Here is a 14457-nt window from a genome sequence, read left to right on the forward strand (position 1 = left end):
TGATGGATGATACGCATAAAGGCATAATTGCTTGGTTTGCACGCAATAGCGTTGCTGCCAATCTATTAATGATATTTATCTTAATTGGTGGTTTATTAACAATTCAAACCATTAATAAGCAAATGTTTCCGCAAGTGAAAATTAATTGGATTTCTTATTCAGCACCTTATCCTGGCGCTGCTCCTCAAGAGGTAGAAGAAGGGATCACGATAAAAATTGAAGAAGCATTAGAAACGGTTCAAGGTTTAAAACGAGTGATTACCTATTCAAACCGCAACTATTCAAATGGTTGGTTTGAAGTGGAATTGGATTATGATCCGCAGATTGTTTTAGAAGAAGTTAAATCAGCAATTGATTCTATTTCAAGTTTCCCTGATGGCATGGAACGCATTAAAGTTGAGCGTGAAAAATTCCGTCAAGAGGTGATGTACATAAGTTTGTATGGAGATTTAACAAACGGAGAGTTAAAAGAGCTTGGTCGTAAAATTCATAATGAAATTCAACAGTTACCATTAATTAATATTTCTGAGTTCTATAGTGGTTTAGGCTATGAAATCTCAGTTGAAGTCAGTAAAGATAAACTACGTGAATATGGTTTAAGTTTTAATGATGTTGCTAGATCTGTGCGAAATTATTCACGCAATATGTCAGCAGGGCAAATTCGCGCTGAAAACGGTTATATTAACTTGCGTGTTGAAAACCAAGCTTATCGTGGTCATGAATTTGAACAAATCCCTGTTATAACATTAGAAGATGGCACAAAAGTTTTATTAGGCGATATCGCTAATATTATTGATGGTTTTCAAGAAGGTCTTCAGTACTCTAAATTTAACGGTAAAAATTCTGTCACTTTCTTTATAGGTGCAGCTGATAATCAAAGTATTACCGATGTTGCCAAAGTGGTAAATCAATATGTTGAATCAAAATCGGATGCACTCCCTGCAGGCGTTGAACTAGAAACTTGGGTAGATATGACTTATTACCTAGAAGGCCGTTTAAATATGATGCTTGAAAACATGGAGAGTGGAGCGGTATTGGTCTTCATCATGTTGGCGTTATTTTTACGTGTGCGTTTAGCTTTTTGGGTAATGATGGGTTTACCGGTATGTTTCTTAGGTACTTTATTGCTGATGCCGATGGAATTTATCGACGTGACCATCAATGTCATTAGTTTATTCGCTTTTATCTTAGTACTCGGTATTGTTGTTGATGATGCAATAGTGATGGGCGAAAGTGCTCATGATGAAATAGAAGCAAGTGGTCATAGTACCGAAAGTGTTATTCGAGGGGTTAAGCGAGTCGCCATGCCAGCAACGTTTGGTGTGTTAACAACTATCGCGGTCTTTGTGCCTTTCCTCTTTGGTGAAGGACCTTCATCAGCTTTTGGTAAAGCGATTGGCGCTGTAGTTGTGTTGTGTTTAATTTTCTCATTAATCGAGTCAAAACTTATTTTGCCTGCACATTTAGTGAAAATGAAAATTAAAGAATTCAATCCTAAGAATCCGTTGGACCGTTTACGTGCGTGGATTGATACAAAACTAAAAGTGTTTATTGAGAAAAAATATCGTCCTGCTTTAGCGGTATGTATCGAGTATCGTTACGCGGTATTTATGTTCTTCATTAGCTTAATGTTGATCAGTGCTGGCTTGTTTGCCGGTGGTTTTGTTCGTTTTATTGGCCAACCGAAAATTCCTCATGATTTCCCACGTATTAGTGTGGAAATGAATGTCGATGCTTCAGAAAAAGCAACCCTTAAAACGCTGTTAGATATTGAAAAAATTATTTACAAAATAGATCAAGATATTGAAGCAGAACATGGCACAAGTATGATCTCTGATATGCAAGTTGATCTTCGTAGTCGTACAAGTGGTCGGGTAATGGTAAAACTAGTGATCCCTAAACTTAGACCCATGAATACTTTTGAACTAGCTGAATTATGGCGTGCGGCTATTCCTAATTATCCAGGTATGAAGTCGTTATCAATTGATGACAACTTGTTTGGAGGCGGACGAGACGATGGAGATATCGCCTTTAGATTAGAAAGTCAAAGTGACGCTCAACTTTTAGCCGCTGCAAAAGTGTTAAAAGAAAAACTCAATACCCTTAAAGGGGTTGGTGATGTTAATGATAGCCGTCAAACCAGTGCAAAAGAAGTACAACTTGAACTTAAGCCGTTAGCATATAGTTTAGGACTTACATTGTCTGATGTAGCTTCTCAAGTGAGTTACAGTTTTTATGGCTTAGAAGCACAGCGAATATTACGTGATACCGAAGAAGTGAAAGTAATGGTTCGTTATCCATTAGAACAACGTAGCTCTGTCGGCCATGTTGATAATGTGATGATTCAAGCACCAAATGGAGCCGAGCTACCATTATCTGAACTTGCTGATATCAGCTTAACCGATGGCGTTACTCGTATTCGTCGTGAAAATGGAAATCGCACCATAAATGTTTGGGCAAGTGTTGACGCGGATCAAGTAGAACCTTTTGAAGTGGCTAAAGATATTCGCGATAACTTTATTCCACAATTATTGCGTCAGTTCCCACAAGTACAAAGTGAGGTTTCAGGACGTATTCAAGAAGAAATGGAAAGTGCAGATTCACAATTACGTGATTTTGTTATTTCGCTTCTGGTTATTTTCTCGTTATTAGCGATACCTTTAAAATCGTACTCACAAGCTATGATGATTATGGTGGTAATTCCATTCGGTGTTATTGGTGCTGTAATGGGTCACTTGTTCTTAGGTATGGATTTAAGTGCCTTATCTGTGATGGGAATATTAGCGGCTTCAGGTGTCGTGGTGAATGACTCGTTAGTGATGGTTGATTATGTCAACAATTCTAGAAAGTCAGGTGTTCCATTAAAAGATGCGGTTATGTTTGCGGGAACTAAGCGCTTTAGAGCGATTATGTTAACGTCGTTAACCACGTTTATGGGCTTAGCACCCATTATCTTCTTTGAAACAAGTGCACAAGCGCAAATTGTTATTCCGATGGCTATCTCTTTATCCTTCGGTGTCCTCTTTGCTACTGTGGTAACGTTAATATTAATTCCGACGTTATATGTCATTATTGAAGATTTAAAACGAGTATTTTCGCGGAAAAAGAAAAAGAAGCTGATCGAACCAACCGGTGAGGAAGTTACTTCGTAACGCTTAGATAGGTCGTGAACATTTATCAAACCAGTTATTGAAAAATAACTGGTTTTTTTATGGAAAAATTTAATTTTTATGCTTGATAAAAATTCATTTATCTAATGTCGAAGACACTTGCAAGACAATAAATAAACTGTCAAAGTGAAGGTGACTTCGCTCGCTGATTTGCTCAAGGAGGTTATTGCTACAAAAATGATTGTCGATCATTTTGTCAGCTACATCGTTATGCTTCTGGTGCATAGCCACAGGTATAGAAAGTGACATATTGGTTGACCCATTGTTTATCAATAATTATGGAACTTTTATATGACTGAAGAAAAAATTACCTATATTTTAGACACCAATATTTTACTGCACGAACCTTTCGCTTTCTTATCTTTCCAAGAACACGATGTTGTTGTACCAATGACCGTACTAGAGGAATTAGACTCGATTAAAGATCGTCATAAAGACGTAAGTAGAGATGCTAGAGTCGCTATTCGAGCTTTAGAAGATGCTTTAGCTGATGCTACCCCTGAAGAAGTGATGGCAGGTGTGTCATTGCCGAATCATAACGATGACAATGTTACAGGGCGATTAGCTATTTTTAATGATTACATGTTAGAACAAACCGCAGGAAAGCTATCGTTTAACGAAAATGATAATCGCATTATTAATACCGCGATCCATATTCAAAACATCAACAAAGATCGTAAAGTCGTATTAGTCACTAAAGATATCAATATGCGATTAAAAGCAAAAGGCGCAGGACTGAACTTTGTCGAAGATTACCGAACCGATCAGCTCATAGATGATATTCAGTTTTTAACTAAAGGCTACCATCAATTTTCAGGAGATTTTTGGGCGCACGTGAATGATTGTGAAAGTGAAACTGAAGGGCGAAATACCACGCATTATATTAAAAAAGATCTCCTTCCTAGTGTTTATATGAATGAATATTTATTGGATGAAGGAGAGCATTTTGCCGGAAAAGTAACCGGTTGGGATGAAGAAAACTTAGCCATTACTGATATCAGTCGTGAACGTTTAATGTCAAAGCAGGCATGGGGCATTCATCCGAAAAATGTTTATCAAGGAATGGCAATGGACGCTTTACTTGATCCAAGTATCGATTTAGTCATATTAACGGGACCTGCCGGTTGTGGTAAAACTTTGCTGGCATTAGCTTCTGCGCTTGAATTGGTGGTTGAACGTGGTCTATACGATAAAGTTATCGTGACAAGGAGTACCCCCGAAATCGCAGAATCTATTGGCTTTTTGCCTGGCACGGAAGAAGAAAAAATGGCGCCATGGCTCGCTGCCATTACTGACTCATTAGAGGTGTTACATAAACAGGATGAAAACATGGATGGTAGCTTAAATTACATTATGGATAAGGCGAATATTCAATTTAAGTCAGTCAACTTTATGCGTGGTCGTAGTATTCAAAATGCCATCGTATTGCTGGATGAATGTCAAAATTTAACGGCGTCACAGTTAAAAACCATTATTACACGATGCGGCGAAGGAACTAAGCTAGTGTGCTCAGGAAATTTAGCGCAAATCGATAGTAATTACTTAACGGCATTAACGTCCGGGTTAACTTATATCGTAGAACGTTTTAAAGATTTCCCTGGAAGCACGACAGTAAATCTAAATGGGGTGGTTCGTAGTCGATTAGCCTCATTTGCAGAAGAAAATTTATAAGCTAACCCAGCAAAAAATAAAATGAATGATCATCTGTAAAGAGGTGATTGATTAAATCAGGAGCAATATTTAGCTCCTGATTTTTTTATGACGACTCGCCAGTTATTCGTTAGTTTTAGTGATGGAAAGTACATGGATGAGTCACGTTAAACACCGAGACTGTAATATTCGCCTAATCCTTCTAATATGTTTTTGATGGCAACCGAGGATAAAATTACCCCCATAATTCTACTGACAACACTTGCCCCGCTACTACCAATGACTTTATTTATCCAGCCAGCCAGTAACATTAAAATGTAAACGAGAACTAACACTGACAGCATAACTAACACCGTTTGAGTTTGCTGCCAAAGCGTGAATACCGAGTTTTCTGTTAATAAAACTGCCGCTAACATTGCACCTGGGCTGGCAATAGAGGGTACAGCAAGTGGGAAAATCGCGGTGTCACGATGATCTTTTTGAAACTTTTTAATTTCTTCATCAGGTTTGCTTTCGCCAAAGATCATGGTTAAAGCAAAAATAAATAATACGATGCCACCAGATATCTGAAAAGCGGGTAAAGGGATTTTTAATGCATCTAAAATGAGCTCCCCGACTACCACGAAAAATATTAAGATTAATGCCGATAGAAGTGTTGCTAGTAAGGCGATCCGGCGCTTTGTTTTTTGTTTAAATTGATCGGTAACAGCGATAAAAACAGGAATAGTACCTATGGGGTCTATAACGGCAAAAAATATGATAAAAGTCGCTACAATATCAATCATTCATTAGTCCTTTTGTTGTTAATGAGAATGTTGGAAAAGTGGCGATTATAGCATATTAAACAACTTCACGTTTGCACAGAATATTTATGGTATGTAGCAAAGCGGAAAGATTAACATGTCAGTAATGGGGGATTGCCCTTCAATACCATTACCCTAGCAATGAAAGGTATTACGTTATAGCGTCGATCTTACTTGATGTTAATTCTCTTTCTTCATTATAATGAGCAAAACCTTCAAGCGACTTTTAATATGAATAATCAAACCCTATTAGCTTTTATCATCATTTCACTAATATTTACAAGCGCTTGCGGGCAAAAAGAACTTTCTATTGAGCCAAAAAAGCTAGATTGGAAACAACGAGTCATTAAGGTCAATGAAGATAGTTCGTTGCTTTCAGGTAGTTCTTATTTATCCGTATACTCAGCGGTCTATTTACATTCCGAAAGTGATTTTAAAGAACTTTCTTCCACGGTAAGTATCAGAAACATCAATAAACAAGATACGATTTATATCAATAAGATTGAATACTTTAATACTCAAGGTCAGTTGGTTAAGTCTTTTCTTGAAAATAGTATTTATATTGCACCGATGGAAACCGTTGAAATCGTGATTGAACTTTCGGATACGGAAGGTGGCACCGGCGCTAATTTTGTTTTTGATTGGAGTATCAAACCTGATTCGAATGAGCCATTATTTGAAGCGGTAATGATCTCTGCGGTTGGTAATAAAGGTTTCGGTTTTGTTACTCATGGCAAAAAAATTAATTAACCTTTATTGGCGGTACTGAGTACCAGCCATTTTTATACGCTAAGCTCCCCCATAGAACGTGAGCAAGCGCAATATATGATAATTTTTGATTCGCTTGCTTCGGCGTTAATTGGTTGTTCTCAGTTTTATAGTTAAAATTTAAAGCTGCTTTTTGTGGTTGTAAAATAGTCACATCATGGTCAGTCATATATGCGAAGTTTTCTGCATATTGCATCATTGCTCTGCCAGAAAACTTGGGGTTGGTAAGATCGTGCCCAAGCATAGGGGAATAGTTTTCGATACCAATGAGTGATAAAAGCGTTGGCGCTAAATCAATTTGGCTTACAAGACGATTATCTAATTTAGCCGTTAAGCCTGAATTTAAAATAACACCGGGAATATGAAAGTTGTTGATTGGCACTAAATCACTGCCCATTGCTCTTGCATCATGATCCGCAACAACAAGAAAAATAGTGTTTTTCCAATATGGCTGTGTTTTAGCTTTAGCAATAAAGTTTCCTAACGCATAGTCAGCATATTGAATAGCCTTATGTCTCAGTAATTCTTTTTTATCATACTTTTGTAATTGTTTGTCGGTGTATTTTATTGGTGTGATAACTCCTTTTGGAATTTCAAAGGGATCATGATTACTAGACGTGAAGATAAAACTAAAAAATGGCTGATTGTGATTATAAAGCTCGGATAACTCCTTGTCGGCTTGATTAAATAAGTCTTCATCACTGGCCCCCCAAGATGCAATAAATTTTGGCGTGTCAATATCGTCAAAATCGACAATATCAGTGAAACCATTCCCTAAGAAAAAGCTTTTCATATTATCAAAGTGGCTTTCACCACCGTAAATAAACTGGGTTTGATAACCTTTACTTTTAAGTAATGAAGCTATGGTGAAAAAGTGTTTTTGAGATTTATCAAGTTTAACCACGGCTCTTGAAGGTGTTGGCGTAAACCCTGTGATTACTGCTTCGATACCTCTTACAGAGCGAGTTCCTGTTGCGTATAGTCGTTGAAAAGCCCAGCCTTCATTATGGAGTTTATCCATTTCAGGCGTTAGTGAGATACCACCTAAAGATGAGACATATTGTGCGCCTAAACTTTCTTCTAAAATGATCACCAAATTTTTGGGTTTACCTTGATACGAGGGAGAACGTTTAGTTAATGTCGGTAAATTGTCATTTTTAAAAGTATTTAAGGGTAGTTGTGTTTCCTGCCTAACAACATGAATAACTTGATCATTACTCATTGTTCCATAGAGGCGAGCGGCATTTATTTCGTTGCCAAATTGTTTAAGTGCATAAGCAACACTATAAGTTGAATTTAATGTTAACGAGTTAATTAACGGGTCGGTGGAAAAATACACTAATGACGGATTTATGGGACGATGGCCTAAGTTACCTCTAGCAAATAAAAATAGAACAACCACTAATGTGACAAAAGAAATAACCGCGCTTTTAGCCGTTAACTGTACTTGTGTTGACACTCGTTTATTAATGTAATTCCAGATTATTTTACTCGGTAAAATTAATAGCGATAAAACTATAAATAGCGTTAATAAATGACCGTTAACTAACATTTTAGTTATTTCATCTGGATATGCTAAGTATTCAATAAATATGCGGTTTGGCCTAAAACCATACTCATTAATAAAGGCTGGTGTGGTTAACTCTAAAAAAATAACTAGCATTGTCATGATGTAAAACCATAGGGTTAAACAGCTTCGCCAAAGCGTTTTCAATCGGCTCGCTATAAGCCAAGGGTGGAATAGTGCGGGAATGGCAGATAAGTAGCCAATCGTGCTTAAATCAATGCGAAGCCCATTAATAAAAAAGTTACTAATGTCGTGAATAGAGTCAAATCTATCTAGTTGCCATAATGCCAAGCCTGAACGTGCAAATGACAGTAAGGCTATGATACCAATAGTAAATAGTAAAAAAGGTTTTGTTGTTTTATAAACAGAAGTAAACATCGTTTGACAATTTTTATGAAAATACGCGGTTTACTATATTGGTAAAAGCTTAAGATTAACTTAAAGTCAGTTGATCAATGATAGGCACTGTATCTCTTCCTTTAAAATATTACGGCTATCCAGACTAACACCGCAATCACGACACTCAAAAGCACAGCCGCCGAACCTAAATCTTTTGCCAATCCAGAAAGCGGATGAATTTCTAATCCAACTTTATCGACAATCGCTTCAATTGCGGTATTAATTATTTCCGTAAAGATGATAAACAGCAGCGCTACAATTAATATAATCTGTTCTTTAACGGTGATGTCTAGAAGAAATGTAACTGGCGTTGCAATGATCAAAAGGAGTAGTTCTTGCCTAAAGGCAGCTTCATGGTTTATTAACCAACTAAATGCTCTTAAAGAATTTAAACTAGCTAAGTAAATTCGACTTAACCCCCTTGGTTTATTGGTATTATCAAACATTATTTAATTGTCTTTTCTTTCATTACATTAGCTTGATGCTAAAGCGACAATCTTAAGATTTCCTTAATCAACTGAGATAACGAAAAGGAAAATGACCAGGATAATGAAAAATGCACCTTGCCTAATTTGATGAGCAAAGATGTTCAAAACGACATGCAAGGGGGAGAGTGGAGCAAAAAATTAAGATGGTGCTGCGTTGAGTGGTTTTAACATCTAGCATATTGAACTATTTTATGGAAAATATGATAGCGATTAACAGAAAGTGATCGCAAATAGAAACGAACAGGCAATCGTATTCTCAGCAATAATATTAAAATATTTCGCAGATTTGTCTGTATCTACTCGACCTTTTTGATCGATTCCCTGATTATCAATTCAGGCGTGAATTTATTATTGACGAAAACATCCGAGTGTTTATAGACATTTTTTAATATCCATTGAGCTGACATTTTAGCCATTTCATTAATTGGATAATTCATCGTGGTTAATTCAGGGTGTAAATAATTAGCAAAGTAGACGTTATCAAATCCGATAACTGAACAATCTTTGGGAATTAACATGTTGTGATCTCTTAACCCTTTCATTGCACCAGAGGCCATTTCATCATTTGCACAAATAGCGGCAGTAAACGGTTTATTTTTTTTAAGGAGGTGATCAATCCCAACTCGGCCACTCGTTGTTAAAAAGTCACCTTCGTAAAATAACTCATCATCAAACTTTAAATTTGCTTCATTTAAGGCTCTTTTGTGACCATCTAAACGTTCGTTAGCATCTTGTTTAAATAGTGGGCCTGAGATGTAAGCTAAATTTTTATGCCCTTGTTCAATGATATATTTAGTTGCTAAATAGCCACCGAGTTCATTATCAATATAAAAGCATTTATCTTTAATTTCAGGGATTAAACGGTTTAATATCACCACAGGCGTTGAGCCTTTTGATAACTCAATAACAAACTCATCCGATAGAGAATCAATTAAAATAATGATTGCATCACAATTACGGTCGATTAAAAAGTTAATGCCGTCTTTTTCACTTTGTTCAACACTGTGACCTGCGGTAACCACTGCATGCTTGCCTGCTTTTCTTAATTCTATTTCAATACTACTGAGCATTTCACCGTAGAAAGGACCATGTAATTCAGAGACTAAAACCCCAATGCTATTTGAACGGTTCGAAGCTAATGAGCGGGCCACACTATTGGGGCGATAGCCTAATTCGTCCATCGCTGCCATGACTTTTTGTTTAGTTTTTTCACTCACATGCTCATGATTGTTAAGCACCCTAGAAACGGAAGATAGTGAAACACCTGCTAATGCTGAAACTTCGTAAATGGTCGCCATTATTACCCTTTAGCGTATTATAATTTTTTGCTAGTAGACTTTAACATGAAAGTTAAATGCTTAACTAGTAAGAGTTAGTGTTGTGATGAATTCTGCATACGCATTTAATATGGCATAATAATTCAACGATTGAAAGCGCTTCCAAAAAATTGTAAAAATCATTGCATTTTTTATTATTAGCAGACAAAATGGAAGCGCTTCCAGTTTTGTCTGAGTAAATTGAAAGTGACTTAATTAAATAGAAAAGCAAGCTGAGTCTGCATCAGTGATAACAAAAATTATGTGAGAAGGGCGGGGAAATGTTAGGAGAAAACAATGGCTAGTGTATCCATACAACCAGGTGAGCTTGAGCCTGTTAAACAAAGTGGTAATGACAATTATGTTTTTGCGTTAACGTCTTTAACGTCATTATTTTTTATGTGGGGTTTTATAACCTGTTTAAATGATATTTTAATTCCACATTTAAAAGGGGTGTTTGACTTAACCTATAGTCAGGCAATGTTGATCCAATTTTGCTTTTTTGGTGCCTATTTCTTAGTATCCATTCCAGCGGGCAACATAGTAAAAAAAATAGGCTTTCAAAGAGGTATTGTATTAGGGTTGATTATCGCGGCGGTTGGTTGTTTAGCTTTTTACCCTGCCGCTTCAATGCACAGCTATCCAGTTTTTCTATTCGCGTTGTTTGTACTTGCGAGCGGTATTACCATTTTGCAAGTGTCGGCAAACCCTTATGTCAGTATTTTAGGAAAAGCTGAAACTGCTTCATCAAGATTAACTCTTACCCAAGCATTTAATTCTCTAGGGACCACCATTGCACCATTTTTTGGCGCATATCTTATATTAGAACAAGTTGCAGAAAGCATGTCGGCGAGTCAACAAGCAGAATCTGTACAATTGCCTTATTTAATTTTAGCGGGAATGTTGTTTATGCTTGCGGCGGTCTTTGCTTATATAAAATTGCCTACCGTTGAATATGCACAAGACACTCATGAAAACCAATCTCTTTCTGGAAGTGCCTGGCAATATCGTCACCTTGTGTTAGGTGCGATTGGAATTTTTGTCTATGTTGGCGCAGAGGTAGCAATTGGCAGCTTTTTAGTGTCATTTTTACATGATCCTAATATTGCTGGATTAGAAGAAGCCCATGCTGCTAAATATATAGCGTATTTTTGGGGGGGCGCTATGGTTGGCCGGTTTATCGGGGCGGCGGTTATGCAAAAATTACCGGCAGGGAAAGTATTAGCGTTTAGCGCGATTGTCGCTGTGATCTTTATTGCTAGTGCCATGATAACTTCAGGACAACTTGCTATGTGGTCGATGTTATTGGTTGGTTTGTGTAATTCAATCATGTTTCCAACCATTTTTAGTTTAGCGATTAGTGGATTAGGAAAACATACCAGTCAAGGCTCAGGCATATTATGTTTGGCAATTGTCGGTGGTGCTATTATTCCGTTAATTCAGGGGATGTTAGCGGATAATATTGGTTTGCAAAATTCATTTTTCTTACCGATCATTTGTTATCTGTTTATCGCTTTTTATGGTCTGTCAGGCAGTAAGCCTTTATTAAATAAGGCTTGAGGTTATTATGTCAATTAAAATTAATATGAAACATCGTTGTATCCGTTCACTCTTGTTGGTCGCTATTACTTCTTCACTCGCGGCGTGTAATAGTGAGCAAACGCCAACGTCGGTTGAGCAAAATGAAAATCAACAACCAGAGAAAAACAGCGCACAACCATTGCACGAAAATTTAGCTATTTGGCCAAAATTAGATATTGCGGTTAAACCAGATCCAAGCGTTGAAGCGAAAGTGTCAGAAATTTTATCAACGATGACATTAGAGCAAAAAGTTGCACAAATGATCCAGCCAGAGATACGGGATATTTCGGTTGAAGATATGCGTAAATATGGCTTTGGTTCATATTTGAATGGTGGTGGTGCATTTCCTGAAAATAACAAACATGCAAGCCCTGCAGATTGGATCAAACTTGCTGAAGCTATGTATCAAGCCTCAATCGATGATTCACTCGATGGTTCTACTATTCCTACTATGTGGGGAACTGACGCGGTACATGGCCATAACAATGTTATTGGCGCGACGCTCTTTCCTCATAACATTGGTTTAGGAGCGGCGAATAATCCTGATTTAATTGAAAAAATTGCTGCGATCACCGCAAAAGAAGTGATGGTAACAGGCATTGATTGGGTGTTTGCCCCTACCGTGGCTGTTGTTCGCGATGATCGCTGGGGTAGAACTTATGAAGGCTATTCTGAAGATCCTGAAATTGTCAGAAATTACTCGGCGGCGATTGTAAAAGGTCTTCAAGGTGCTGCAGACCAGGACTTTTTAGGTGATGAACGGGTAATAAGCACCGTGAAACATTTTCTAGGGGATGGTGGCACTGAAGCAGGCGATGACCAAGGGGATAATATTGCTAGCGAACAAACGTTATTTGATATCCATGCCCAAGGTTATGTTGGCGGTTTATCAGCTGGTTCACAATCGGTTATGGCGTCTTTTAACAGCTGGCATGGCAAGAAAAATCACGGCAATAAGTACTTACTAACCGATGTGTTAAAAAACCGTATGGGTTTCGATGGCTTTGTTGTTGGTGATTGGAATGGTCACGGGCAAATTAAAGGGTGTACGAATGAGAGCTGTCCACAATCTATTAACGCTGGTTTAGATATTTTTATGGTGCCAACTAATGCTTGGAAGCCTCTTTATGAAAATACCATTGCTCAAGTAAAAAGTGGTGAAATTAAACCAAGCAGAATTGACGATGCGGTGAGCCGAATTTTGCGCGTGAAAGTCAGAGCTGGCCTCTTTGAAAAGCCTAGTCCAGCAAAACGTAAATTGTCGGGAAAAACCGCACTGATTGGTGCTGACGAACATAGAGCCATTGCACAGCAAGCGGTGAGAGAGTCTTTAGTTTTATTGAAAAATAACGAGAATCTTTTGCCGTTGTCTCCACATCAACATATCTTAGTGACCGGTGATGGTGCGGATAATATTGGTAAACAATCAGGTGGTTGGACAATTACGTGGCAAGGTACGGGTAATAACAATGCCGACTTCCCTGGCGGTACTTCCATTTATGATGGGATCAAAGCAAAAGTCGCCATGGGTGAGGGAAGCATTGAACTAAGTAGTGATGGTTCATTTATGCAGAAACCTGATGTTGCGATTGTTGTTTTTGGTGAAGAGCCTTACGCCGAAGGAAATGGTGATTTGGATAACCTTGAATATCAACGAGGCAATAAACAAGATCTAGCTTTATTAAAACGCTTACAAGCGCAAGGCATAAAAGTGGTCTCGGTTTTTATTAGCGGTCGTCCAATGTGGGTAAACGCTGAATTAAATGCTTCTGATGCGTTTGTCGCCGCTTGGTTACCGGGTTCAGAGGGCAAAAGCGTAGCTGATGTGTTATTTACCAAAGCTAATGGCGATATCAATCATGACTTTAAAGGTAAGTTATCATTTTCATGGCCGAACTCAGCAGATCAAACCACGGTTAATCGTTTTGATAAAAACTATCAACCTTTGTTGCCGTATGGTTATGGGTTAACTTACCTTGGAAATGATCAGTTTGAAAATGGCGATCAAGGTTTCGTTTTAGCAAATGATCTCAATGAAACTTCTGTGGCTGCTTCTGATTCATTAACTGAATTAAAAATCTTTGAATTAGCGGTGAAAAAGCCATGGCATGTTGCTCTGCAATCAGGTGATAAATCAGCAACGGTGACCTCTAATATTCAATCGTTAGGTGCTATCTCGTTAAGAACGTTAGACAAGGTAGTTCAAGAAGATGCAAGAACGGTATCTTTCAATGGTAATGAATCGGCAAGCTTACGTATTTTTAGTAGTTTCCCTGAAGATTTTAGAGCTTATCATGAAGCAAAATCGGTACTATCGTTTGAAGTTCGTCTTGAGCGAGTGCCAACTGATGCGGTTAACTTAGCAATGAATTGTAATGGTGAATGCCAAGACTCAATCGACATAGCGCCGCTGTTGAAAGCCGCTGATTTAAACGAATGGCACACCATTAGCATCGATTTCGCTTGCTTAAAAAGCTCAGGAGCTGAATTTGCTCAAATAATGTCACCGTTTACGTTATCAACGAAAGGTAAAGTGACATTAAGTTATTCTGGCATTAGTGTTGTTCCTAACACTGCTGAGCAAGCCACAATGAGCTGTCAGTAAGTGAATTAGTATCTACTGCCGCGTGATTACTTTTTAATAGGAAGTAGTTGTGCGGCAGTTGTTTTGAAAAATCATTCAAAACTGGATAAGCCTGATTGTTTAGGGAAGAA

The 14457-nt window shown here is 37.8% G+C and carries 10 protein-coding genes; 5 read left to right on the plus strand and 5 right to left on the minus strand.

The window, feature by feature from the left end:
* Positions 1-2 precede the first annotated feature (2 nt).
* The gene (locus tag ABXH06_RS04190) at positions 3-3152 is read left to right on the plus strand and encodes an efflux RND transporter permease subunit (protein WP_353517518.1); all 3150 of its coding nucleotides are present in this window, start codon (positions 3-5) and stop codon (positions 3150-3152) included.
* A 93-nt stretch (positions 3153-3245) separates the two neighbouring features.
* Here ABXH06_RS04190 and ABXH06_RS04195 read toward each other — a convergent pair whose 3' ends face one another.
* A complete protein-coding gene (locus ABXH06_RS04195) occupies positions 3246-3419 on the minus strand; it encodes a hypothetical protein (protein WP_353517388.1) in 174 nt (57 codons plus the stop codon).
* 42 nt (positions 3420-3461) lie between these two features.
* Here ABXH06_RS04195 and ABXH06_RS04200 point away from each other — a divergent pair, with 42 nt between their 5' ends.
* Positions 3462-4841, plus strand: a complete 1380-nt coding sequence (locus ABXH06_RS04200; protein ID WP_311579303.1) for a PhoH family protein — start codon at positions 3462-3464, stop codon at positions 4839-4841.
* A 146-nt stretch (positions 4842-4987) separates the two neighbouring features.
* Here ABXH06_RS04200 and ABXH06_RS04205 read toward each other — a convergent pair whose 3' ends face one another.
* A complete protein-coding gene (locus ABXH06_RS04205; RefSeq protein WP_353517389.1) occupies positions 4988-5605 on the minus strand; it encodes a MarC family protein in 618 nt (205 codons plus the stop codon).
* 249 nt (positions 5606-5854) lie between these two features.
* On the opposite strand from ABXH06_RS04205, the gene ABXH06_RS04210 reads away from it, so the two are divergent.
* Positions 5855-6373, plus strand: a complete 519-nt coding sequence (locus ABXH06_RS04210) for a DUF3124 domain-containing protein (protein ID WP_353517390.1) — start codon at positions 5855-5857, stop codon at positions 6371-6373.
* Here the strand turns inward: ABXH06_RS04210 and ABXH06_RS04215 are convergent.
* From ABXH06_RS04215 to ABXH06_RS04225, 3 genes are all read right to left on the minus strand, one after another.
* Positions 6366-8336, minus strand: a complete 1971-nt coding sequence (locus tag ABXH06_RS04215; protein ID WP_353517391.1) for an LTA synthase family protein — start codon at positions 8334-8336, stop codon at positions 6366-6368. The genes ABXH06_RS04210 and ABXH06_RS04215 overlap by 8 nt on opposite strands.
* Positions 8337-8437: 101 nt before the next feature.
* Positions 8438-8803, minus strand: a complete 366-nt coding sequence (locus ABXH06_RS04220) for a diacylglycerol kinase (protein ID WP_353517392.1) — start codon at positions 8801-8803, stop codon at positions 8438-8440.
* A gap of 338 nt (positions 8804-9141) precedes the next feature.
* Positions 9142-10143: a LacI family DNA-binding transcriptional regulator gene (locus tag ABXH06_RS04225; protein WP_311579316.1), complete on the minus strand. Its 1002-nt coding sequence runs from the start codon at positions 10141-10143 to the stop codon at positions 9142-9144.
* A 315-nt stretch (positions 10144-10458) separates the two neighbouring features.
* Here ABXH06_RS04225 and ABXH06_RS04230 point away from each other — a divergent pair, with 315 nt between their 5' ends.
* Positions 10459-11721, plus strand: a complete 1263-nt coding sequence (locus tag ABXH06_RS04230; RefSeq protein ID WP_353517393.1) for a sugar MFS transporter — start codon at positions 10459-10461, stop codon at positions 11719-11721.
* A gap of 7 nt (positions 11722-11728) precedes the next feature.
* Positions 11729-14347: a glycoside hydrolase family 3 protein gene (locus tag ABXH06_RS04235; protein ID WP_353517395.1), complete on the plus strand. Its 2619-nt coding sequence runs from the start codon at positions 11729-11731 to the stop codon at positions 14345-14347.
* Positions 14348-14457: the final 110 nt, after the last annotated feature.

The organism is Thalassotalea sp. SU-HH00458, assembly GCF_040362795.1.
In the GTDB taxonomy this organism is placed as follows: domain Bacteria; phylum Pseudomonadota; class Gammaproteobacteria; order Enterobacterales; family Alteromonadaceae; genus Thalassotalea_H; species Thalassotalea_H castellviae.